This is a genomic window from Dysosmobacter sp. (assembly GCF_052306735.1).
Taxonomy (GTDB): domain Bacteria; phylum Bacillota; class Clostridia; order Oscillospirales; family Oscillospiraceae; genus Oscillibacter.
In genome coordinates, this window is record NZ_DAWBAJ010000019.1 from 1 (window position 1) to 20,725 (window position 20,725).

General features: G+C 59.8%; 26 protein-coding genes and 1 pseudogene. 6 read left to right on the forward strand and 21 right to left on the reverse strand.

All coding sequences use genetic code 11. The features are described 5' to 3' along the window. Positions 1–160 precede the first annotated feature (160 nt). Positions 161–718 (reverse strand): TetR/AcrR family transcriptional regulator, encoded by a 558-nt coding sequence (locus ACT67G_RS06530; RefSeq protein ID WP_443663598.1) that lies wholly within the window; start codon positions 716–718, stop codon positions 161–163. Between the two features lie 182 nt (positions 719–900). On the opposite strand from ACT67G_RS06530, the gene trxA reads away from it, so the two are divergent. The 4 genes from trxA to ACT67G_RS06550 all read left to right on the forward strand — a co-directional run bounded on the left by trxA (position 901) and on the right by ACT67G_RS06550 (position 2,913). After that, positions 901–1,224: a thioredoxin gene (gene trxA / locus ACT67G_RS06535; RefSeq protein WP_443663600.1), complete on the forward strand. Its 324-nt coding sequence runs from the start codon at positions 901–903 to the stop codon at positions 1,222–1,224. 13 nt (positions 1,225–1,237) lie between these two features. Beyond that, positions 1,238–2,167, forward strand: coding sequence for a thioredoxin-disulfide reductase (gene trxB, locus ACT67G_RS06540; RefSeq protein ID WP_443663601.1), 930 nt, complete (start codon positions 1,238–1,240; stop codon positions 2,165–2,167). Between the two features lies 1 nt (position 2,168). After that, positions 2,169–2,384 (forward strand): hypothetical protein, encoded by a 216-nt coding sequence (locus ACT67G_RS06545; RefSeq protein ID WP_443663603.1) that lies wholly within the window; start codon positions 2,169–2,171, stop codon positions 2,382–2,384. Between the two features lie 136 nt (positions 2,385–2,520). Then, positions 2,521–2,913, forward strand: a complete 393-nt coding sequence (locus ACT67G_RS06550; protein ID WP_443663604.1) for a pyridoxamine 5'-phosphate oxidase family protein — start codon at positions 2,521–2,523, stop codon at positions 2,911–2,913. A gap of 72 nt (positions 2,914–2,985) precedes the next feature. Here ACT67G_RS06550 and ACT67G_RS06555 read toward each other — a convergent pair whose 3' ends face one another. The 19 genes and pseudogenes from ACT67G_RS06555 to ACT67G_RS06645 all read right to left on the reverse strand — a co-directional run bounded on the left by ACT67G_RS06555 (position 2,986) and on the right by ACT67G_RS06645 (position 15,481). Further along, a complete protein-coding gene (locus tag ACT67G_RS06555; RefSeq protein ID WP_443663674.1) occupies positions 2,986–3,429 on the reverse strand; it encodes an arsenate reductase ArsC in 444 nt (147 codons plus the stop codon). Continuing rightward, a pseudogene (locus tag ACT67G_RS06560) lies at positions 3,421–4,104 on the reverse strand (DUF5714 domain-containing protein); the annotation flags it as partial. The pseudogene ACT67G_RS06560 and the gene ACT67G_RS06555, both read right to left, overlap by 9 nt. Beyond that, a complete protein-coding gene (locus tag ACT67G_RS06565; RefSeq protein WP_443663605.1) occupies positions 4,083–4,772 on the reverse strand; it encodes an alpha/beta hydrolase in 690 nt (229 codons plus the stop codon). The pseudogene ACT67G_RS06560 and the gene ACT67G_RS06565, both read right to left, overlap by 22 nt. 11 nt (positions 4,773–4,783) lie before the next feature. Beyond that, positions 4,784–5,287, reverse strand: coding sequence for a DUF6933 domain-containing protein (locus tag ACT67G_RS06570; RefSeq protein WP_443663607.1), 504 nt, complete (start codon positions 5,285–5,287; stop codon positions 4,784–4,786). Then, a complete protein-coding gene (locus ACT67G_RS06575; RefSeq protein WP_443663608.1) occupies positions 5,287–5,745 on the reverse strand; it encodes a metallophosphoesterase family protein in 459 nt (152 codons plus the stop codon). The genes ACT67G_RS06570 and ACT67G_RS06575 overlap by 1 nt, the downstream gene beginning before the upstream one ends. Then, entirely contained in the window at positions 5,742–6,209 is a 468-nt protein-coding gene (locus ACT67G_RS06580) for a flavodoxin family protein (RefSeq protein WP_325247037.1), read from the reverse strand. Before ACT67G_RS06580 ends, ACT67G_RS06575 begins: the two co-directional genes overlap by 4 nt. After that, the gene (locus ACT67G_RS06585; protein ID WP_443663610.1) at positions 6,206–6,922 is read right to left on the reverse strand and encodes an SDR family NAD(P)-dependent oxidoreductase; all 717 of its coding nucleotides are present in this window, start codon (positions 6,920–6,922) and stop codon (positions 6,206–6,208) included. Before ACT67G_RS06585 ends, ACT67G_RS06580 begins: the two co-directional genes overlap by 4 nt. Positions 6,923–6,934: 12 nt before the next feature. Further along, entirely contained in the window at positions 6,935–7,249 is a 315-nt protein-coding gene (locus ACT67G_RS06590) for a TIGR04076 family protein (protein WP_326215911.1), read from the reverse strand. Further along, positions 7,246–7,656 carry a peptide deformylase gene (locus tag ACT67G_RS06595; RefSeq protein WP_443663612.1) on the reverse strand — a complete coding sequence of 137 codons (411 nt, stop codon included), beginning with the start codon at positions 7,654–7,656 and terminating at the stop codon, positions 7,246–7,248. The genes ACT67G_RS06590 and ACT67G_RS06595 overlap by 4 nt, the downstream gene beginning before the upstream one ends. Before the next feature lies 1 nt (position 7,657). Next, on the reverse strand, positions 7,658–8,272 hold the full coding sequence (locus ACT67G_RS06600) for a DUF1349 domain-containing protein (protein ID WP_443663614.1): 615 nt from the start codon (positions 8,270–8,272) through the stop codon (positions 7,658–7,660). Between the two features lie 40 nt (positions 8,273–8,312). Beyond that, positions 8,313–9,044: an AlkZ-related protein gene (locus tag ACT67G_RS06605; protein WP_443663616.1), complete on the reverse strand. Its 732-nt coding sequence runs from the start codon at positions 9,042–9,044 to the stop codon at positions 8,313–8,315. Positions 9,045–9,268: 224 nt separating this feature from the next. Then, a complete protein-coding gene (locus ACT67G_RS06610) occupies positions 9,269–9,673 on the reverse strand; it encodes a F0F1 ATP synthase subunit epsilon (protein ID WP_325244595.1) in 405 nt (134 codons plus the stop codon). Continuing rightward, on the reverse strand, positions 9,674–11,074 hold the full coding sequence (gene atpD, locus ACT67G_RS06615) for a F0F1 ATP synthase subunit beta (RefSeq protein ID WP_443663618.1): 1,401 nt from the start codon (positions 11,072–11,074) through the stop codon (positions 9,674–9,676). A 47-nt stretch (positions 11,075–11,121) separates the two neighbouring features. After that, a complete protein-coding gene (gene atpG, locus ACT67G_RS06620) occupies positions 11,122–12,003 on the reverse strand; it encodes an ATP synthase F1 subunit gamma (protein ID WP_443663620.1) in 882 nt (293 codons plus the stop codon). After that, positions 11,991–13,511 (reverse strand): F0F1 ATP synthase subunit alpha, encoded by a 1,521-nt coding sequence (gene atpA, locus ACT67G_RS06625; protein WP_443663622.1) that lies wholly within the window; start codon positions 13,509–13,511, stop codon positions 11,991–11,993. Before atpA ends, atpG begins: the two co-directional genes overlap by 13 nt. Further along, on the reverse strand, positions 13,508–14,032 hold the full coding sequence (gene atpH, locus ACT67G_RS06630) for an ATP synthase F1 subunit delta (RefSeq protein WP_443663624.1): 525 nt from the start codon (positions 14,030–14,032) through the stop codon (positions 13,508–13,510). Before atpH ends, atpA begins: the two co-directional genes overlap by 4 nt. Next, complete coding sequence (gene atpF, locus ACT67G_RS06635) at positions 14,029–14,517, reverse strand: F0F1 ATP synthase subunit B (RefSeq protein ID WP_443663626.1); 489 nt, start codon at positions 14,515–14,517, stop codon at positions 14,029–14,031. The genes atpH and atpF overlap by 4 nt, the downstream gene beginning before the upstream one ends. A gap of 14 nt (positions 14,518–14,531) precedes the next feature. After that, complete coding sequence (atpE, locus tag ACT67G_RS06640; protein ID WP_326215901.1) at positions 14,532–14,750, reverse strand: ATP synthase F0 subunit C; 219 nt, start codon at positions 14,748–14,750, stop codon at positions 14,532–14,534. A 32-nt stretch (positions 14,751–14,782) separates the two neighbouring features. Beyond that, the gene (locus ACT67G_RS06645) at positions 14,783–15,481 is read right to left on the reverse strand and encodes a F0F1 ATP synthase subunit A (RefSeq protein WP_325247874.1); all 699 of its coding nucleotides are present in this window, start codon (positions 15,479–15,481) and stop codon (positions 14,783–14,785) included. Between the two features lie 185 nt (positions 15,482–15,666). On the opposite strand from ACT67G_RS06645, the gene ACT67G_RS06650 reads away from it, so the two are divergent. Both ACT67G_RS06650 and ACT67G_RS06655 read left to right on the forward strand, forming a co-directional pair. After that, complete coding sequence (locus tag ACT67G_RS06650; RefSeq protein WP_443663629.1) at positions 15,667–17,292, forward strand: ATP-binding protein; 1,626 nt, start codon at positions 15,667–15,669, stop codon at positions 17,290–17,292. Next, positions 17,293–17,964, forward strand: coding sequence for a response regulator (locus tag ACT67G_RS06655; protein ID WP_443663631.1), 672 nt, complete (start codon positions 17,293–17,295; stop codon positions 17,962–17,964). A gap of 98 nt (positions 17,965–18,062) precedes the next feature. Here ACT67G_RS06655 and ACT67G_RS06660 read toward each other — a convergent pair whose 3' ends face one another. After that, a complete protein-coding gene (locus ACT67G_RS06660) occupies positions 18,063–20,717 on the reverse strand; it encodes an ABC transporter permease (RefSeq protein ID WP_443663633.1) in 2,655 nt (884 codons plus the stop codon). Positions 20,718–20,725 lie beyond the last annotated feature (8 nt).

Genomic DNA, 20,725 nt, shown 5'->3' on the forward strand with positions numbered 1-20,725 from the left:
AGGCGGAATTGGCTGCTGCCCTTGCTGCCCCGGATCATCAGGATCCCGATGGTGATGACCGAAATCAGATAGACCGCATCAAACAGGGTCTCCATGATTGCCTGCATCGTGTTTCTCCTTTGTCCTTAACGTGATATTTCATATTCGTCTTCGCGGAAATTCAATACAGCGTCCTGCGGACGATCTCCAGCGCGGCGGAAGGGTCGTAATCCTGCCGCAAAAAAGCGGACAGCATCAAGGAAAACAGGACGTCCGCAAATTCCTCCGCTGTAAATTCCCCGGTAAAGGCACCAGGGCGAATTTGACTGTCCCGATTCAAAACGGCGCACAGCTCCTCCAGAATGTGCTGCCAGGTCTGCTGCATCTTTTGCCGCCCGCCTGACTTGTCCTCCCCCAGGAAACCCAAAGCGTGCAGTGTAAAAAAGCCGGGATAGTTTCTGCAGCCGTACTTCATCCGCTCATACATCCAGGTGACACAGGCCAGGGTATCCTGAAACACGGCTCCATCCTCCGGCCGATGGAAGATCTCGCACCAGATGCTTTCCACCACCGCGCTTACCAGCGCCGACTTGGAGTCAAAATAATTGTAGATAGATCCTACCGACACGCCGCAGGCCGCCGCCACCGAGCGAATATTGATCGCAGTCCAGCCCTGCTGCTGAATCAGCTTCCGGCTGGTTTTCAAAATTTCCTCTTTCGACGTCACAACGGGATTCATTCAACCGCCCCCAACTTGAACATTGTTCATTATAGCGTTTTTACCTTTCTTGTCAAGGCTTCTGATTCCGACTCTCCTTCCCTGCGTCTTCGGGAATCATGGGGTCCCGTGTGATTTCATCACAGAAACCCCCTTCATTTTTGGATATACTAAGGCCAAACAAAAGAAAGGAGCTGACCAACATGGCGGCTATCAATATCAACAAAGAGCAATTCCGGCAAAGGGTGAGCGGGGACAAGCCTCTCCTGGTGGATTACTGGGCTCCCTGGTGCGGCTACTGCCGCCGGATCGGGCCTGTTTACGAGAAGATCGCCGAGGAATACGGCGACCGCATGGAAGTGGCCAAGATCAACATTGACGAGGAGGGCCAGCTGGCCGAAGCGGAGCGGGTAGACGTGATCCCCACGTTGATCCTGTACAAGAACGGAAAGGCTGTGGACTCCGTGGTGAACCCCGGCTCCAAGGCAGCCATCGACCAATTCATCCAGGAAGCTCTGGCAAAGTAAGGAGGCGGAATCCATGAGCGGGATCCATGTTTACGATCTGATCGTAGTGGGCGGCGGCCCCGGCGGCTACACTGCGGCCCTCTACGCAGCCCGGGCGGGGCTGGACACTCTGGCGCTGGAGAAGCTCTCGGCCGGCGGGCAGATGGCCCTGACGGAGGAGATCGACAACTATCCCGGTTTTGAGGATGGAATCGACGGCTTCACCCTGGCGGAGAAAATGCAGCGGCAGGCGGAGCGTTTCGGCGCCAAAAGCGCGTATGCCCAGGTGGAGCGCATGGATCTCGCCGCCTCTCCCAAGGTTCTGGAGACCAGTGAGGGCACCTTCTACAGCAGAGCCGTGGTGCTGGCCACCGGCGCCAATCCCAGAGCGCTGGGCCTCCCGGACGAGGCTGCCCTCACCGGCCGGGGTGTGGCCTACTGCGCTGCCTGCGACGGGATACGCTACAAGGGCAAGACGGTGGTAGTCGTGGGAGGCGGCAACTCCGCCGCCGCAGACGCCATGCTCCTCAGCCGCATTGCCAAAAAGGTGATTCTGGTTCACCGGCGGGATACCCTGCGGGCCACCAAGGTCTACCATGCGCCGCTGATGGAGGCGGAAAACATCGAGTTTTGCTGGAACAGCACCGTCACAGAGCTGCTCCACAAGGATAAACTCACCGGCGTAAAGCTGAAGAATGTAAACACCGGGCGAGAGACCGTCATCCCCTGCGACGGCGTGTTCATCAGTGTGGGCAGAAAGCCCGCTACCGAGCTGGTAGCAGGCCAGCTGGAACTGGATCGAAGCGGCTACATCATCGCAGACGAGACCACGAAAACCAGTCTCCCCGGCGTCTATGCCGTGGGCGACGTGCGGACGAAACCCCTGCGCCAGGTGGTGACGGCGGTAGCCGACGGAGCCACGGCGGTCCACATGGCGGAGGAATATTTGGCGGGAGGCGGCTAATATGAAGGATCTCATGAAAAAATGGCTGCGCCCGGCCCTGTTTATCCTGGGCGGCGGGCTGGTGGGTCTGGGGTATTACTATCTGTTGGGCTGCTCCACCGGAAGCTGCGTCATCACCTCCAGCCCCCTCACCTCCATGGCGTACATGGCCCTGGTAGGCTGGCTGCTCTCCGGCGTATTCGGATCCAGCTGCTGTGGGGGAAGCTGTAAGAGATAAGGGATTGAATCAGTAAAAAGAAGCCGCAAGCCAAGTGCTTGCGGCTTCTTTTTCACGTTCTTCCGTTCCCCCGGGACAGCTTGACGCTGCAGGGCTTCAAGGTATAAAATGGAGAAAAACCAAGGAGGGATTCCCCATGGAAGAAGTCTACAAATTCTTGAAAACCTGCGGCACCTATTACCTGGCCACCATGGACGCAGATCAGCCCCGGGTGCGCCCCTTCGGCACCATCGATCTTTATAACGGGCAGCTTACCATTCAAACCGGCCGGAAGAAAGATGTTGCCAAGCAGATGCTGGCGAATCCCAAAGTGGAAATCTGCGCCTTTGACGGCAGCCACTGGCTGCGGGTAGCGGCCAAAGCCGTGGAGGTCCCTGAGGTCGCCGCCCAGGAACATATGCTGGATGCGTACCCTGATCTCCGGTCCGCCTATACACCCGGTGACGGCAACACTACGGTATTTGCCCTGACAGAAGCCACCGCTACTTTCTCCTCCTTCACCGAGCCCAGCCGCACGGTCACCTTCTGAATTTTCTATAAAGCCAAAAGCCACCCAGAGATTCTGGATTGTCAGAATCTCTGGGTGACTTTCCCTTCAGGCTTATCTCAGTTCCCCCATCTGGATGCGTTGCTTCAGGTCCAGAATCTTTCTCTCGATCTGTGCCATAACGGCGAGAAACGCGCTGTCTTCCCTGCCGCTGGGGTCGTCCAGTCCCCAGTCCTCCCGATGGGAGCATGGCAGTGTCGGACACTGGACATTACAGCCCATGGTCACCACGATATCAACGGCCGGCAGATCGGATAGGGGCTTGCTATGCTGGGTCAGCTCCATGTCAATGCCGTAGGCCTGCTTCATCAGGCGTACGGCATCGGGGTTGATCCGGGAGCCGGGTTCGGTACCGGCGGAAAAACTTTCAAACACAGCCCCGGCCAGTTTTTTCCCAAAAGCCTCAGCTATCTGGCTGCGGCAGGAATTGTGGACGCAGAGAAATGCTACTTTGGGCTTTTTGTGCCGGACCGCCGAGAAGGGGCATCGTTTTCCGATGCATTGGTTGTTCTGCGAACTGTAGGAACAGACGGGGATCGTCCGCTTCATCTCCACCCCCAGGTGCTCCTGAACAAAGTCGATGGCTGTGAGGACGGCCAGAAAGGAGTCCCGCTTGCAGCACCGGGGGCCGCCCGCCTTGCCGATGCTCTCCAGAGCCCGGGCAGTCATCTGATTGCTCAGCCCCCAGGGCTCTACAGCCAGAGGCGTAGACTCCGTAGCGATGGCCAGGAACTGTCCTGCGCTGATTCCAGCCCCGCAGGCACCCCAGAAGCCGCAGGCTCCGCCGGGAACTTCTTTGCCCCGGCTGTACATCTCCCGGAGGGCCTTCTCCAGATCCAGCTGACCGCCGGCATTCCTGTAAGCGGTAAGCAGGGCCGCCCCCACCATCACATGATGCTCCGGGCCGTGCATGTGGCAAAAAGGCATGTCCATCATCTGCCGGAGAATGGCAACAGGATCCGTGGATGTCTCCGCGAGACATACTCCGAAGATACTGTCCATCCCCTGGGTATGGCAGTCACTGCACACATAGTGTCCATTCACGCAGCGGGTCTTGCTGCGCTCTTTCTTATGGCAGATGGCACACTCCATAACCTGGCCCTCTGTCAGATATTCCAGCGGTGCCTGACAGATCAGGCATTCTTCGGTATTCAAGTCTCTGTCTCCTCCCATTTTTGCAGTACAGCGGATTGCTCAGGCGTGTGGAACCAGTGCTCTCCCCCCTCCATCACAGTGAGCTTTGCCCCGTGTCTGCGGACAAATTCATCCATGGTCCGGCGGGAAGTCATATTGTCCCGGCTTCCGTAGAGGATGCGGACAGGGCAGGTCCAGTCATGGACCGGATGCTCCCGCACCCAGCGCAGGTACTTCCAGGATAGTGTCTGGCCGAAAGAGGTGGCGATCTCACCTTGCTTCCGCAGCTGCTCTTCCGTCACTCCGGCCCAGCCCATCATGGTCAGAATCAGTCCCTCCATGTCCAGAATGGGAGAGGCCAGCAGGGCCCGATCCGGTGCAGCAAAAGCCAGCATGGCAAAGTAGGCCCCGATGCTGTTGGCCCGGAGGGAGACGGATCTCCAGCGGTACCTTGCCCAGTCCAGCGCCGCCCGGATATCCGGCACCGCTGCCCACGGCGTCAATTCCTCGTCCCGGCCCTGCCGTTCCCCATGACCGGGCAGGTCGACGGACAGCACCTGATACCCCTTGGGGCAGGCTACCCGGGCGAAGGCTTCCGCCTCTTCCTTACGGCCCATCTGGCCATGGAGGAAGAGATATCCTTGATTGGCAGGCTCCCCATATAAAACTCCGGGGGCAGTACCAATTTGAACGTATTCCGTCTTCATGCTGATACCTTTCATTGATACAATATTGCACGGATCCGCTCCAATGCCGTTTCCAACCCGTCAACCCCCGCGCATCTGCTGGGGCGGGTGTTGACGGCATGATCCAGCAAAAGCTGGGCCTGATGATCGGTGTCCAGACACAGGTCCAGCGCCAGTACATCCTCCCAGGCCCGGTTGAGGAACGCCACCTCCCGGCGGCCGTGGGTGCGGGTGATCTCAAAAGGCCCCGCCTGTTGCAGGTACCCCTCCACCTGTTCTTGGGAAAACCCGGCGGCAACGAGGCTCTCCAAAAGTCCCTCCCGGAAGAGCCCAGGAATGTCCGTCCACTGGAGGGGCGGCACGTCATAGCGCACGAAAGTGTATCGGCTGTAGCAGTGGACAGCCAGCAGGCACTTGCGTCCCCGCAGGTCAATGACGTGGAGATCCCAGCACAAACGCCGGTCCGGCTCTGTGCCATAGGCCGGCGTTTTCACTTTTAAAAAGCGCTGGAGGGGGAAGGTCAGACCCAGCTCCATCACTTCACCTTATGGGGAATGGTGATCTTCTCCACATGGATCTCCCCATTCTCCACCTCCGCCATCATCATGGTAATCTCCTGGTGGAAGCGCCGGGGGCCACAGGAGCCGGGATTGAGCCAGAGACGGCCATCCCGCTCCTCCTGCACATACTTGTGGGAGTGGCCGAACACCACCGCATCCACCCCGGAAAGGTCCGCAGGGACCTCTTTTTTATTGTGGACCATGCAGAAGATCACGCCCCCCAGGGTAACGGTTAGGTCGTGGGGGATGTCCACCGCCCACTCCTTGTCGTTGTTGCCCCGGACGATGTAGAGGGGCGCATACTGCCGCAGTCCATCCACGATGGCCTGTTGATTGATGTCACCACCGTGGAGAATCGCGTCGGCGGTTTTCAAATGCTCCACAACCTCCGGCCGCAGCAGTCCGTGGGTGTCGGAGAGAATGGCGATTCTCATTGCTGCGCACCCCTTTCACAGGATTCTCTGATATCGCGGTAAAAGCAGCGGGCGTTGTCCAGATCCCGCCGGTCCGGGTGGCCCTTGGCGATGCCGCCCACCAGCTTGAAGGGGCCGAAGGTGTCGTAGCCCCTGCATCCGAATTCCCCCAGCACCGGACAGTCCTTCTCCTTGGCGATCTCCGAGAGGGCATTCATGCTGTCGCCCCTGGCACCGCCGTAGGTGCAGGCGAAGAATACCGGCTTTCTCCGGGGCAGATACTGCCGGGCAAAGGCCAGGACGCTCTGGTGGGACTTCCCGAAATAGACGCCCGAGGCAAAGCCGATGCAGTCGTACTCCTCCAGTCTCACGGTCTGCCGTGTGGTCACATCCACGAGGTCCACCCCGCCCTCCTGCGCCATGGCCTCCAGAATTTTCAGCGTGTTTCCATGGTGCCGGGAGTAGTAGCAGATGGCGGTTTTCATTTCTCTTTCCCTCCCCGCAGCGTCCAGCCGAAGTCATTGTGATAGATCATCTGGCGGGTCATGCCGCCGTCAATGCAAATATTTTCCCCGGTGATGAAACCTGCCTTGTCGGAGCAGAGGTAGAGTACCATGTTGGCGATGTCCATGGGGTTGCCCACCCGGCCGGCAGGCTGCTGGTAGGCATCGGGTCCCTCGTAGACGGTGTAGTCCGTGTCAATCCAACCGGGAGAAATAGAGTTGACCCGTACTTTTCCCGCCAGGCTCACCGCCAGGGCATGGGTCAGCGCAGAAATTCCCCCTTTGGCCGCCGTGTAGCTCTCTGTCTGGGGCTGGCTCATCCGATCCCGGGAGGAGGAGATGTTCACGATGGCGGCCCCTGGGGCGAAATGCGGGGCGAACAGCTTGGTGAGATAAAAGGGTGCGGTTACCCCCACCCGCAGGGCGTAGTTGAACTCCTCATAGGTGCAGGTATCGATCCCTTTCATCAGGGGCAGGGCGTTATGGATGAGGTAATCCACGTGGCCATAGTCAGCGATGACTTTTCGGGCAAAGTCCTCCAGGACGGCCTGGTCCGCCAGGTCCCCTATATAGTAGACACCCGGCAGCAAGTCGATGACGCATACCCGGGCGCCCGCCTTGCGAAATTCCTCCGTGATGGCCCTGCCGATCCCCTTGGCGCCGCCGGTAACCACCGCAACCTTATCCTGAAACATGGCTTTTCCTCCTCAGTCCGCGTCCTCGTCCAGGGCTTCCACCAAAAAGCTCACCGGCCGGAAGCCGTCGTTGCAGGAGAGCATGGCGGACTTGGGATTCTTCATCCAGCCGTCGTAGAAATTCTCTCCCCCGTGGCTCAAGGCCAGCACAAAGGGCGAGAGGCTGTCCCAGGCACTCTGGCAGAAGCCCTCCGGCTTTTCCCAGCCGTTGGCAACGAAAACCTGTCCTAATTCCATATCGCAGGCGTGGGAGATGGGGTTTTCGTACTGAGCCATCAGCTCCTCGTACCGGGTGATGCGCATGACGGTGATTCTGCACTTTTTCATATGAGAATCCCCTCGCAGTGATCCACCTCATGCTGGATGATCTGGGCCGTCCAGCCGGTGAAAGTCTTTAGCCGCTCCTGAAACTTCTCGTTCTGCCAGCGCACCTTGATGGACTTCCACCGCTTGGCGGGGCGGATACCGGAGAGGGAGAGGCACCCCTCCTCCGCGCTGTAGGGACCGGACTTTCGGATAATCTCCGGGTTGAACATGACCATGTATTTCCCCTCGTTGTCAAAGGCAATGATGCGCTTATTCACCCCGATCATGTTGGCTGCCATTCCCACGCAGCCATCCTTGTGATGCTCCAAGGTCTCCAGCAAATCGACGGCGACGGGCAGGTCATCCGGTGTGGCGGGCTGGGCCTTCTGGGACAGAAAGGCCTCGTCTTTGCAAATGTCTCGAATCATATCAAAGCTCCTTGTCCGGCTGTTGCCCGGTGTGGACCAGCCACTGGCATTCGGTCAGATGCATCTGGGAAAACACCGCCGTAAAGGAGGAGTCCTCCGGAGAACAGGCGTAGATCCCAAACCGGATGATGCCTCCCCCCTTGCGCATGTGGCAGATCCGCATCTGTTGGAACGTGACACCGTCGGGAGAGCACTCGACCCGATAGTCATCCTCCCGCCGGCTGAGACGATACCACATGGTCCGGATACTGCCGTCAATGGCGGTGGTGGCCCAGTCGGAATAGCCGTCGTTGGTGACCACGCTTCCCAGGTGCTGGAGGGTCTCCGTCTCGTACTCCACGGAGGCCTTGAGCCAATTTTCGCTGTCCAGATAGAGGACAATGCCGCACTGGTCAAAGCGGTGCTTGCTTTGGGCAAAGTCGGTTTTGACCACGAAGCTGAAATAGGGCTCCTCGGTCTCCATCTGCAGGACCGGAGCGTTGTCGTTGCGGAAGTGATAGTAGGTGCGCTGCCACAGGTCCGTATGGGGCTGGGTGGTAATGGTAATTTGGTCCGGGGAGATGCGGAAACGCTCCGGCGGTCTGGTCCAGACCAGCTTTCGGGTGTCAAAGTTCATGTTGATTCCTCCGTGCTGCATGATTGGGTGCCTGAGATGTTCAGCGATCCCATCCCAGCACCGCTTGAAGGGTGGCCTCAGTGGCCGCCGGAAAATTTCTGCAAACCTGCTGATAAACCAGCTCCTTGGACTGTGTGGGTTCCGCGGAATAGGCGGAGGAGATATGCTGGTAGCCCCACAAGGTCTCCGGAGTGGTATAGATGGAGATGGGCCATCCGTAGGGCTGTCCTCTTTTGTTGAGGCGCTGCCGGAAATCCCGGATCAGCAGGTAGCCGCCCATCTGGAGATCGGTGATTGTCCCCTCAAAGTTCTTTTCGCCCTCTTTGCCGAATCCCGCCATGCGCTTGAGTTCAAAGGAGTACAACTCTCCCTTGACGCCGAACTGATCCATGACGCGCTTTTGGCGCATGCTGGCCAGTCCTTCATCCCACCGGCTGTCAAAGTCATAGCCATCCCGCCGCCAGTTGGCAAAATGGGGAAACCATGCCTTAGAAATAAATCCGGCTTTTTTGCCGAAAAACTTGCCGTAGGCCACCTGGCCGCTGCGGGCAATCAGCTGCCGCCACTCCCACGGATCCTGTTCCGGATCTCCGGACCACCAATAGAGGTCGGAGGTGTGCTCCTCAGCAGAAAAGCCGCCGATTTCATTTTTGAAAAGAGGCAGAAACCCGATCTCATCAATCCAAGCGATCAGTTCCTGCCAGCTGCGGATGCGATAGGGGTCGTCCCAGGGAAGCCCCCGCATGATCCATTCGCCGTTCTCAACGGCCACGGCAGCCACCTCCTCTTCCCGCTTTCGTTACAGGCATTATAGCACAGCCATGCACAAACGCCAAGACGCGCAGGAAGAATCGGCAAAGGGCAGCAAACCATATACAAGGAAGAAGCCTGTTTTTCCCCATTGCAGTATAAAAGCGGGGGCGCTGCAGAATCAAATCTACAGCGCCCCCGCCTAAAAGCATGCTATGGGCCACTTTCCCCAGCCGGGAGAAGGACTCAGCGGCGGGTTTTCAGTCTGGCCATGGCCCGGGCCAGGGCAGCCTTGGAGTGGTAATACTCGTGGATGCTCTGCTTCTGCCGCAAGCGCTCCTCAGCCCGCTTCTTGGCAGCCTCAGCCCGCCTGCGGTCAATCTCCTCGGGGTGCTCGGCAAAGCCCACCAGCAGGATCACATAGTCCGGCTTGACCTCGGCAAAACCGGCGCCCACAGCGGCGGGCTCCCACTTCCCCTCCGTTTTATAGCGCAGCTCACCAGGCTCAATGGCGGTGACCACCGGTTCGTGACCGGGGTAGATGCCCATTTCCCCATCCACCGCAGGAATCACCAGGGCCTCGGCGGTGCCGATGTAGAACTGGCGCTCCGGGGTGATGATTTCCAGATAGAAGGTACCGGATTCGGCCATTTATACCGCCCCCATTTTCTTGGCCTTTGCGATGACTTCGTCCACGTTGCCCACGTTGCTGAAAGCAGCCTCGGGGTACTTGTCCAGTTCGCCCCCCAGGATGGTCTCAAAGGAGCGGAGGGTATCCTCCAGCTTCACATAGCGGCCCTCCAGGCCGGTGAACTGCTCGGCCACGGAGAAGGGCTGGGAGAAGAACTGCTGGATGCGGCGGGCCCGCTCCACGGTGCGGCGGTCCTCCTCGCTCAGCTCTTCCATACCCAGAATGGCGATGATGTCCTGCAGCTCCCGGTAGCGCTGAAGCAGTTCCTGAGTGCCCCGGGCGATCTTGTAATGGCGCTCACCCACTACATCTGGCTCCAGGATCCGGGAGGTGGACTCCAGAGGATCCACAGCGGGATAGATGCCCTGCTCCACGATCTTACGGGAGAGGACGGTGGTGGCGTCCAGATGGGCGAATGTGGTGGCGGGGGCAGGGTCCGTCAGGTCGTCGGCAGGGACGTAGACAGCCTGCACGGAGGTGATGGAACCGTCCTTGGTGGAGGTGATTCGCTCCTGCAGGGCGCCCATCTCGTTGGCCAGCGTGGGCTGATAGCCCACGGCGGAGGGCATACGGCCCATCAGGGCGGAAACCTCCGAGCCGGCCTGGACGTAACGGAAGATGTTGTCGATAAAGAGCAGCACATTCTGCTTCTCCTGGTCTCGGAAATACTCCGCCATGGTCAATCCGGTAAGGGCCACCCGCATACGGGCTCCGGGGGGTTCGTTCATCTGTCCGAAGACCAGGGCGGTCTTCTCGATGACGCCGGACTCGCTCATCTCACGCCACAGGTCGTTGCCCTCACGGGTACGCTCGCCCACACCGGTGAAGATGGAATAGCCGCCATGCTCGGTGGCGATGTTGTGGATCAGCTCCTGAATCAGCACGGTCTTACCCACGCCGGCGCCGCCGAACAGGCCAATCTTGCCGCCCTTGGCATAGGGGGCCAGCAGGTCAATGACCTTGATGCCGGTCTCAAAGATGTCCACCACGGGACGCTGGTTCTCGAAAGCAGGGGGCTGGCGGTGAATGGACCACTTCTCCCGGGTCTTTACCGGACCCTTCTCGTCGATGGCATCACCCAGGACATTGAACATACGGCCCAGCACGCCCTCGCCCACGGGCACGGAGATGGGGGCACCGGTGGCAGTCACCTCCATGCCACGGCCCAGGCCCTCACTGGGAGAGAGCATGATGCAGCGGACCGTGTCGCCGCCCACATGCTGCGCAACCTCCATCACCTGGCGCTTGCCGTCCAGCTCCACCTCAAGAGCTTCCTTGATCTCAGGCAGGGTGCCGTTGGTGAAGGCCACGTCTACCACAGGTCCCATGACCTGTACAATGGTTCCTTTGTTTTCGTTCATATCGCAATCCCCTTTCGGGCGTTCATACATTTACGTTGAAATGGCGCTTACAGCGCAGCCTGGGCACCGCCCACCACCTCGGTGATCTCCTGGGTAATGGCGGCCTGACGGGCCCGGTTATAGGCCAGATTCAGATTCTGCAGCATGGTCCTGGCGTTGTCGCTGGAGGACTTCATGGCCGTCATGCGGGCGTTCTGCTCGGAGCAGTAGGACTCCACCAGAGCCCCGAAGATATCGCCCTCGATATAACCGGGAACCAGGCGGTCCATGACTGCTTTCACGGAGGGAACGTACACCACATCCCGATTGTAGGCATCCCGGTTTTTCTCATATTCGGGGAACACATCCGGATCCAACGGCAGCAGCTTGTGGATGGTGGGTTCCATCTGAAAGGAGTTGACCATCTTGGTGAAGATCATATAGACTTCATCCAGCTGTCCTCCCAAATAGAGGTCCAGCAGCGGTTCGGCAATATCCCGGGCCCGGCTTACTGTAGGATCCTGGGCGGTGTAGAGGAACTCCCCGTCAATGGGCACACCGTGCTCCTGGAAGTAGGAGCGGCCCACCTGTCCCACCACAAAGAGGCTGGTGTTAGGGTGCTGACTCATTTTCTGCTCAGCCAGCTTCAAAATATTGTGGTTATAGGCACCGGCCAGGCCCTTGTCTCCGGTGACCACGATGTAGCCGATCTTCCGGTCCTGAGGCAGGATGCCGGGACGCTTATCGAAGAAGATGTGGTTGATCTCCGGGGAGTGGTGCAGGATATCGGAGATGGTGGTCTCGATCTTCTGGAAAAATGGCTCCACATCGGTGAGCTGCTTGCGGGCCTTGCGCAGGTTGGAGGAGGAGATGAGATACATGGCGTTGGTGATCTTCAATGTCTGCTCCACGCTTTTGATGTGGGTGCGGATTTCCTTTATGCTTGCCATGTGGCACTCACCCGCTTCTTGGCATCGTCCAGCGCCGCACGAATGGTCTCCACGGCAGGACCGCTGAGGTTTCCGGTGGATTCGATCTCGTCCGCCACATCGGCGTGCTCGGTCTCCATCTCCTGGGCGAAGTCCAGCACGAAGGAGCGCACCTTGTCCAGGGGCACATCATCCACCAGGCCGTTGGTGGCAACATAGAGGATGATGGCCTGACGGCTCACCGACATGGGGTGATAGAGGGGCTGCTTCAAAAGCTCCAGCAGCCGCCGGCCATGATCCAGAGCCTGCTGGGTGGCAGGGTCCAGATCGGAGGCGAACTGGGTGAATACCTCCAGCTCCCGGAACCGGGCCAGGTCGATCCGCAGGGTACCGGCGGTCTTCTTGATGGCCCGGGTCTGGGCAGAGCCGCCCACACGGGACACGGACAATCCCACGTTGACGGCGGGGCGCTGACCGGAGAAGAACAGGTCGTTTTCCAGATAAATCTGGCCGTCGGTGATGGAAATCACATTGGTGGGGATGTAGGCGGACACATCGCCGGCCTGGGTTTCGATGATGGGCAGCGCGGTCATGGAGCCCCCGCCGTATTCCTTGGTCAGGCGGCAGGCCCGCTCCAGCAGACGGGAGTGCAGATAGAACACGTCGCCGGGGTAGGCCTCACGGCCCGGGGACCGCTTGAGCAGCAGGGACAGCGTCCGGTAGGCCACCGCGTGCTTGGAGAGGTCGTCGTAGACGATGAGCACGTCCTTGCCCTTGCTCATGAAGTACTCGCCCATAGCGGCGCCGGAGTAAGGGGCGATGTACTGCAAGGGAGCGGACTCGCTGGCGGTGGCGGAGACGATGATGGAGTAGTCCATGGCGCCGTGCTTCTTCAGGGTATCCTGGATCCGGGCCACGGTAGAGGCCTTCTGCCCGATGGCCACGTAAATGCAGATCACGTCCTGTCCTTTCTGGTTCAGGATGGTGTCCACCGCGATGGCGGTCTTTCCGGTCTGGCGGTCACCGATGATCAGCTCACGCTGGCCACGGCCGATGGGCACCATGGCGTCGATGGCCAGGATACCGGTCTGAAGGGGCACGTTCACCGGCTCACGGCTGACCACGCCGCTGGCTTCATGCTCGATGGGACGGGTCTCGGTGGTCTCGATGGGGCCCAGGCCGTCGATGGGCTGGCCCAGCACGTCCACCACGCGGCCCACCAGGCCGTCGCCCACGGGTACGTCGGCGGCACGGCCGGTGCGCTTGACCACAGTGCCCTCCCGAACACCGGCCTCGCTGCCCAGCAGCACCACGCCCACGCTGTCCCGGGCCAGGTTCATGACCATGCCCTTGACGCCGGTGTCCAGCTCCACCAACTCGCCGTATACCGCTTTGTCCAGTCCGTAGACGGTGGCAATGCCGTCTCCTACCTCCAGAACGGTACCGGTCTCATCCCGCCGCACCCGGGTATCATATCCTTGAATCTCCTCCCGCAGGATGGAGACGATCTCTTCAGGTTTGCTTTTCATGCCATTCGCCTCTTTTCCAGTTGCCGGGTCAGACCGGCCAGCGCCCCGCGGACGCTTTTATCATACGTCACGCCCTCGATCTCCAGCGTGAAGCCGCCCAGCAGGGACGGATCGATGCGCACATCAAATTCCACATCCTGCTTGTGATGCAGGCGGCACAGAGCCTGACGGAGCTTCTCCTGCTCCTCTTCCCCGGGCACGCGGACGCAGCTCAGGCGGCAGCGGGCCGCACCCCGCCGGGCCAAGGCCTTATCGTGAAAGGCCTCCAGAATGTCAGGCAGCAGAGCCATGCGCCCTTTTTCTGCCAGCAGGCAGTAGAAACGCAGCAGCAGGCCGTGGCCCTCCAGAACGGGCAGCCGGGCCAGGATGTGCTCCTTCTCCCAGGTCTGTACAGCGGGAGAGCGGAGGGATTCCCACAAAGCGGCATCCGCCATCATAGCCTGGGCGGTAGCGCGCAGGGACTCCTCATCGGGAGAGAGGTCATAGAGGGCCTCAGCATAACGGTGGGCCAGCTCACTCATACCTTTTCCCCCACTTCCGACAAAAACGTATCCACCAGCGCCTTATCGTCCGCATTGTCCATGGAGCGCTGGGCCACTTTGGCAGCGGCCAGCAGGGCCAGAGAGGCTACCTCGTTGCGGGTCCCCCGCAGCATGGCCTCCCGCTCAGAGGCGATCTGTGCCTCAGCCTCGCTGCGCAGCCGCTTGGCGTCGGTCTCGGCCTCGGCCATCTTGCCCTCATAGACCCGCTGCGCGCGGTTCTGGGCGTCGGCCACGATCTTGGCCGCCTCGTGCCGGGCATCGGTCAGCTTGCTCTCATACTGAGTCTTCAGTTCCTCCGCCTGACGGTTGCTGTCCTCGGCAGAGGCGATCTCGCTCTTCACCAGGGCGGCCCGCTGCTCCAGCACGGCGTTGACCCGGCCGAAGAGCAGCTTCCTGAGAATCAAGAAGAGCACCAGCAGATTGATGATGGTGAAGACGATGGTGGAAAGTTGGAACTCCAGCATTGGGGGCGCCCCCTTTAACCAACAAAGATGATGAGCAGAGCGGTGATGAAGCCGAAGATGGCGGTACCTTCTGCCAGGGCGCAGCCCAGCAGCAGAGCACTGTTGATCTTGCCGGAAGCCTCGGGCTGGCGGGCAATGGCCTCGCTGGCCTTGCCGGTGGCAAAGCCGATACCGATACCGGCGCCGATACCGGTGAAGACGGCGATAGCTGCAGCGATGATAGCGATAGACATGATGATTTCCTCCTAAGATTTCTTTCGTCGGTTTACTCCTCGTCCTTGATGCCCTCGCCGGTAAACAGCGTGGTGAGGAACACAAAGACCACGGTCTGGATCAGACCGTCAAACAGGTCAAAGTAGATGCTGAAAATGGCGGGCAGCACCACCGGTACCACGAACTTGAGCATCTCCATGATGATGTAGGCCCCCAAAATATTGCCGAACAGACGCATACACAGCGCCAGGGGCCGGATGACCACCTCCATCAGGTTGATGGGCAGCAGCAGCGGCATAGGGGCGGCAAACTTCTTCAGCCCGCCCAGCAGCCCGTTGTAGCGGAACTGGGAACCATAGATCAGCAGCATGCTCATAATCGCCAGTGCCGTGGTCACGCTGATGTCCTTTGTGGGCGGCGTCAGGCCGAGAATACCAATCAGATTGGAAAAGCCGATGTACAGGGCTACCGTACCCAGCCAGGGGGCAAAGGGCCGCCAGTGGGTGCCGATGTTGGTCTTGACAAAGCCGTTCAAAAACTGTACCGCCCACTCCAGGGCTACCTGCACCTTGCCGGGACTCCGTACACTGAGCTTCCGGGTCAGCATCAGGGAGATCACCACCAGCAAGGCCATGATAATCCACGTGACAACCACAGAGTCGGCCACCGGGACGCCTCCCAACACCGGGATGGTGAAAGCGGTCTTGTTCCCCAGCTCACTAACCAGCGATTCCTTGAATTCTTCAAGCAAACACACATCACCTCGTTTTCGCGATGGCTATTTTACGACCGGTGCAGTCGTTTTGGGAAGCCTTTTAAAAGTAAAAAAACTATTGAAAACGTTCTGTACGAAAGATATCTTGTTTCCGCTGCGCTTGTGAAGTGGGCCGCAGCGCGTTATACTGAATGAGGAAATTACAGAAAGGGGGGCGTCTTATGCCAGCCCGTCACAAACGCTCCATCCATGCTCAGCTGCTGCAACTGAGCATGCTGATCGTGGCCATCTCCTCGGTGCTGTCCCTGGCGTGCGCTCTCTATGTTATCCTGAGCGGCGAACAGAGTGCCCTGGACAGGAACCTCATCAACTCCGCATCCATCCTCTCCCAGTCTCCCCTGGTGCGGCAGGCCCTGGAGGGCGAGGCCTCTCCGGCGGAGCTGGCGGAATTTCTGGATGCCGCCACTGCCAATACCTCCGATATCGACCTGATCCTGGTGGGAGATCTAAAAAACACGCTCTTTTACGCCCCGGACCCCGCTTTGAGGGGGACTCTCTACTCCGGGGACGCCCAGAACCCAGCCCTGTCCGGTGCGGGGCCCTACACCTCCAACGAAACCGGCCCCCTGGGCTCTGAGCACTCTGCCTATGCCCCTATCCGCAACGGCGCGGGAGAGGTCATCGGTTTCGTGGTGGTCGGACTCTATTGGCGCAGCCTGGCCCATGTAACGCTGGTCACGGTCCTCCAGATGGTGCTGCTGGGCCTGCTGGCAATGGGGGTGGCAGTGCTGCTGGCCCAGCGTCTGTCCCGGCGCATCAAAAATGCTCTGCAAGGATATGAACCAGAGGCCTTCGCCCGCCGCTTTCACCAACGGGAGGATATTCTGGATGCCCTGGAGGAGGGAATTCTGGCCATCGACAAGGATGAAACGATCATCTTTTTCAACGCTGCTGCCGCCCGGCTGCTGTCTTTGCCCTCTGATGCCGTGGGCAGACCTCTCCGGACCGTCTACCCAGTCTCTACCCTGGGGCGCATCCTGCACACCGGGAAGCCGGAATACAATGTGAGTATGAAGTCTCTGCCCGATGTGCGGGTGCTGTCCGACCGGCTGCCCATCTACGAAAACGGCCAACTGGCCGGGGCGGTTGGGATCTTCCGCAACCGCACTGAGGTGACCCGGCTGGCCGACGATCTCACTGGGGTACGGCACATGGTAGATGCCATGCGGGCCTACACCCATGAATTCATGAACAAGCTCCATGTGATCCTGGGCCTGCTGCAGATCGGCCAGCCCGAGCGGGCCCAGCAGTACATCATGGACACCACCCGTATCCAGCGGGAGGCGGTAAGCCGCATCATGCACCAGATCCAGGAGCCTTCGGTGGCCGCTCTGCTGGTGGGCAAAACCAGCAGAGCCAACGAGCTGGGCATCCGCCTCACCCTGGACCGGGAGAGCATCCTCAGCACCGAAAGTCCTTATCTGCCTCCGGAAGCCTGTATTACCGTGCTGGGCAATCTCATTGAGAATGCGATTGAAAGCCTGAATCAGTCCCGACAAGGGATAAAAGAGGTGTCGGTCAGCATCCGGGAGGAGGAGAGCGGCCTGCTGCTGTGCGTGGAGGATACCGGTCCGGGCATCCCTGCTGCCCTGCGGCGCACCCTGTTCCAGCAAGGGAGCACCACCAAGGGACAGGGCCGGGGAACCGGATTGTCTCTGGTGCAGGAAGTGGTGGACGCCTATCAGGGAGAGATCCGGGTGGAATCAGAGACTGGTGTGGGCACATCCTTTTTTGTCAGTTTCCGTCAGGAATCTCGACCCGACCCAGAATACAAGGAGGAGAGCTGAATGTATCGCGTGGTTATTGTAGAGGACGACCCCATGGTCTCCCTGATCAACCGCACCTATGTAGAGCGGGACTCCCGTTTTCAGGTGGTACAAACCTTCCAGGACGGTCAAACGGCTCTGGACTGGCTGGCGCAGAACCCGGTGGATTTGGTAGTGCTGGATGTGTATATGCCTTTATTCACCGGTGAGGAACTGCTGCGAGCCCTCCGGCACCAGCAAATCGATGTAGATGCCATCATGGTCACCGCCGCCAATGCCGGTCCCACAGTAGACGCCTTGCTGAAAATGGGCGTGGTGGACTATCTGATGAAGCCCTTCACCGCGGAGCGGTTCCAGCAGGCGCTGGACACTTTCTGCCGCCATCGAGAGGCGCTGGCAGGGAACCTGGTGGAACAAAGCGCACTGGATAAGCTCTTCTCTCCCGCCGGTTCCGGCGACTGGCAACCCCCTAAGGGTCTCCAGGAAAGTACGCTAGAAAAGGTACGGACCTGCCTGCGCTCCTCCCCTGCCCAAGGCATGCCCAGTGAGGCCATCTCCCGGCAGACCGGCCTGTCTGTGGTGACAGTCCGGCGTTATGTCAACTATCTGGTGGAACGGGGCGAGGCCCGCTCTACCGTCAACTACGATACCGGCGGACGCCCCTGCCGTCTCTACCGCATTTCCGCTTCCTGATCTGATGGGGACATCGGCAGGACATCCTGTTTTCACAAGACACCAAGTCCCCCGCAAGCAGTATTGCTTGCGGGGGACTTTTATTTTGTCTTGGTATCTCACTCCTGCCGCAGGCGCTCCACCACGGAATAGCGCTGGGCAGCGCGGCAGCTCAAAACCGGGATGAGAATGCCCAGCGCCCCGAACAAGGGCAGCACCACGACAACGGGCCAGATGGTAAAGTGGTAGGTGAAAAACCAGATCAGTCCGTTGAGGGCAGGGCCTACAAAGGGCGCCGTGACCACAATCAGCGCCAGGGCCAGGAGGACCGCACCCAGCGTGTAAAATAGGCCCTCCAATGCCAGCATGGTTCGCAGCTGCCGGGATGTCATACCGATGGATTGGAGCACGGCCAGCTCCCGGCGGCGGGCGGTGATACCGGTGAGGATGGCGTTGAAGAAGTTCAGCACGCCCACCAGACCTACAATGAAGCTCAGGGCACCGCCCAACAGGAGGAACATGCTCCGGGTGCCCTCAAATTCCCCGGCGTAGGTGGCCTTGCTCTCATAGTCAAACTGGGGATTCACGTTCTCCGTGTAGTCCTGGAGGAAGGCTTCCATGGCGGCGTTGGCCTCCTCCGTGGTGTCGAAGGCATAGTACATAACGGAGTCCGTGCCGGTATCCCGGATAAAGGTCTCGCTGCTCATAACAAACTCATCGGCACCGTAGTAGCGGTAGGAGAAGGCGTAGGGCACCATCACCAGAGCAGCCACGGTGTAGTCCACATCCCGGTACTTTACTGCCCGCTGGGCGTAAGCAGCTCCTTCCGGCACATTCTCCCAGGGGCCGTAAACTTCGCCGGTATCGACGTCATAGTACTCATACTCCTCCACATATCGGATGGTCACCGTATCCCCCAGCCGGGCCCAGTAACTGTCCATATTCGGGTTTCCGTAGTCATCATCGCTGTACACAGCGGCAATATACTTCCCATCAGGATCGCTCAGCTTTGAAAGATCCCCGTCCAACACCGTCAGATGGTCCAGGGCAAAGGGATCCATGCCGTAGAGCTGTACCCGGTCCTCCAGCAGGCCCTCCGGCGTGCGATCCATATAGCGGATGGCCTCGTCAAGCTGCTCCGGGGTATTCCACTGGCTCCAGACAGAGCGGTAATACTCCTCGGTGACAAATTCCACCGCCGGGCCGGTCTTGCCGTAGATGCAGCCACTGCCTGTAATGCCGCCTTGGGCATTCACGGCGCCGATGACCTCCTGCGACACCGCCATCTCGTCGTTGAACGCGTCCCCGCCGGTCTGGAACTGCCCCGCGTCCGCCAAGATGAAGTCGCTGGCGGTGAAATTGGACACATATTTGTCCATGTCAAACCCACTGGCGAAGGTCACGGTCAGGGTCAGCAGCACCACAGCAAGAGTCAGGGACAGCACCGTGAGGAAGGTCTTGCCCCGGCTGCGGCCCAGATTGGCCCAGGCCATGGACAGCAGGGACACCCCCTTGCCGCTTCGCTTGCCTTTCCGCTTCAGCGCCTTCCCCTCGGTGTAGCGCACCGCCTCCACCGGGGACACCTTGCCCGCCAACCGGCCGGGGCGGCGGCAGGAGATGAGCACCGTCACCAGGGCAAAGATTGCCGCCCCCACAAAGAGGAGGGGACTGACCGAGACCACGGTGGTCACGTTGTTGAGTCGGGCGGTGATGACCGGGGTGAGGACGCCCCCCAGCAGCCAGCCCAGCAGCAGGCCGACGGGGATGCCGATGAGGGAGAGGAGCATGGCCTGGGTGCGGATGATCCGCCGGAGCTGCCGGGGTGTGGTACCGATGGTTTTCAGCAGGCCGTAGAAGCGGATGTCCCCCGCCACCGAGATCTGGAACACATTGTAGATAATGAGGTACCCGGTGAGCAGAATGAGGGCCAGCACCCCCGCAATGATGGCGACTACGGTGGGGTCCAGCTTATCGGAGAGCTGCGCCCCGGTATAGCCCCAGTTGACGCCCAAAGCAATGTAGTCTGCCCCGGCGGTTTCGCTCTGGTAGCCGTGGTTTTCCAAGATCTCATTGAGATCCTTGGAAATGGAGCGGGCGCCGTTTTTCAGCATCACATCCAGGTTCCACTCCCCTGTCATGCCGTCGCTTCCCGGCGGAGTGACGCCCACCTCCTGCAGCACCGCATCCACCCTGCTCTCGGGAATGAGGATGTGGTTGGCCACCACCGCCTCGTCGTACTCCCACCAACCGCACAAGGTAAAGGTCTGCGTGGTCTCATGGCCATCCACCTCAAAGGTCACGGTAAACTTGGCACCCAGCTTGGGCTCTACCCCCAGCAGTTCCAGCACATGGGTGTCGGTGGCGGCCTCGTCGGTACCCTCTTTGGGCAGCCGACCCTCAACGGGGTCGCAGTAGCTCCAGTGGGCCTCGTTGGCGTCGGAATAGCCCACCTCCACATGGGACTTGTTGAAGGGGACATCCGTAGGCATGCCCAAAAATCGCCGCAGGCCCCAAGACTCGATGAGCGGATCGTCCTTCAATTTCTCAAACTGCTCCTCTGTCAGGTACTTGAAAGTCCCGTGGGACCAGCCTCCCGCCTGGCGGAAGTTGTTCTGCTGGATGCCCTCGTTGATGGAGAGGGCAATAGTGAAAAGTGAGGTGAAGAGCACGGTGGTCAGTACGATGGCCAGCACCGCCACAAAGTTCCGCGTCCGGTTGGCCAGCAGGCTCCGGAAGGAAAGATGCCGCACACACTTGCGGTTTGCCACGTTCATGATCTTTC

What these genes read in the sequence shown, in the direction of transcription:
- ACT67G_RS06530 (WP_443663598.1), bottom strand. Translation starts at nt 718, where the DNA reads ATGAATCCCGTTGTGACGTCGAAAGAGGAAATTTTGAAAACCAGCCGG.
- trxA (WP_443663600.1), top strand. Translation starts at nt 901, where the DNA reads ATGGCGGCTATCAATATCAACAAAGAGCAATTCCGGCAAAGGGTGAGC.
- trxB (WP_443663601.1), top strand. Translation starts at nt 1,238, where the DNA reads ATGAGCGGGATCCATGTTTACGATCTGATCGTAGTGGGCGGCGGCCCC.
- ACT67G_RS06545 (WP_443663603.1), top strand. Translation starts at nt 2,169, where the DNA reads ATGAAGGATCTCATGAAAAAATGGCTGCGCCCGGCCCTGTTTATCCTG.
- ACT67G_RS06550 (WP_443663604.1), top strand. Translation starts at nt 2,521, where the DNA reads ATGGAAGAAGTCTACAAATTCTTGAAAACCTGCGGCACCTATTACCTG.
- ACT67G_RS06565 (WP_443663605.1), bottom strand. Translation starts at nt 4,772, where the DNA reads ATGAAGACGGAATACGTTCAAATTGGTACTGCCCCCGGAGTTTTATAT.
- ACT67G_RS06570 (WP_443663607.1), bottom strand. Translation starts at nt 5,287, where the DNA reads ATGGAGCTGGGTCTGACCTTCCCCCTCCAGCGCTTTTTAAAAGTGAAA.
- ACT67G_RS06575 (WP_443663608.1), bottom strand. Translation starts at nt 5,745, where the DNA reads ATGAGAATCGCCATTCTCTCCGACACCCACGGACTGCTGCGGCCGGAG.
- ACT67G_RS06580 (WP_325247037.1), bottom strand. Translation starts at nt 6,209, where the DNA reads ATGAAAACCGCCATCTGCTACTACTCCCGGCACCATGGAAACACGCTG.
- ACT67G_RS06585 (WP_443663610.1), bottom strand. Translation starts at nt 6,922, where the DNA reads ATGTTTCAGGATAAGGTTGCGGTGGTTACCGGCGGCGCCAAGGGGATC.
- ACT67G_RS06590 (WP_326215911.1), bottom strand. Translation starts at nt 7,249, where the DNA reads ATGAAAAAGTGCAGAATCACCGTCATGCGCATCACCCGGTACGAGGAG.
- ACT67G_RS06595 (WP_443663612.1), bottom strand. Translation starts at nt 7,656, where the DNA reads ATGATTCGAGACATTTGCAAAGACGAGGCCTTTCTGTCCCAGAAGGCC.
- ACT67G_RS06600 (WP_443663614.1), bottom strand. Translation starts at nt 8,272, where the DNA reads ATGAACTTTGACACCCGAAAGCTGGTCTGGACCAGACCGCCGGAGCGT.
- ACT67G_RS06610 (WP_325244595.1), bottom strand. Translation starts at nt 9,673, where the DNA reads ATGGCCGAATCCGGTACCTTCTATCTGGAAATCATCACCCCGGAGCGC.
- atpD (WP_443663618.1), bottom strand. Translation starts at nt 11,074, where the DNA reads ATGAACGAAAACAAAGGAACCATTGTACAGGTCATGGGACCTGTGGTA.
- atpG (WP_443663620.1), bottom strand. Translation starts at nt 12,003, where the DNA reads ATGGCAAGCATAAAGGAAATCCGCACCCACATCAAAAGCGTGGAGCAG.
- atpA (WP_443663622.1), bottom strand. Translation starts at nt 13,511, where the DNA reads ATGAAAAGCAAACCTGAAGAGATCGTCTCCATCCTGCGGGAGGAGATT.
- atpH (WP_443663624.1), bottom strand. Translation starts at nt 14,032, where the DNA reads ATGAGTGAGCTGGCCCACCGTTATGCTGAGGCCCTCTATGACCTCTCT.
- atpF (WP_443663626.1), bottom strand. Translation starts at nt 14,517, where the DNA reads ATGCTGGAGTTCCAACTTTCCACCATCGTCTTCACCATCATCAATCTG.
- atpE (WP_326215901.1), bottom strand. Translation starts at nt 14,750, where the DNA reads ATGTCTATCGCTATCATCGCTGCAGCTATCGCCGTCTTCACCGGTATC.
- ACT67G_RS06650 (WP_443663629.1), top strand. Translation starts at nt 15,667, where the DNA reads ATGCCAGCCCGTCACAAACGCTCCATCCATGCTCAGCTGCTGCAACTG.
- ACT67G_RS06655 (WP_443663631.1), top strand. Translation starts at nt 17,293, where the DNA reads ATGTATCGCGTGGTTATTGTAGAGGACGACCCCATGGTCTCCCTGATC.
- ACT67G_RS06660 (WP_443663633.1), bottom strand. Translation starts at nt 20,717, where the DNA reads ATGAACGTGGCAAACCGCAAGTGTGTGCGGCATCTTTCCTTCCGGAGC.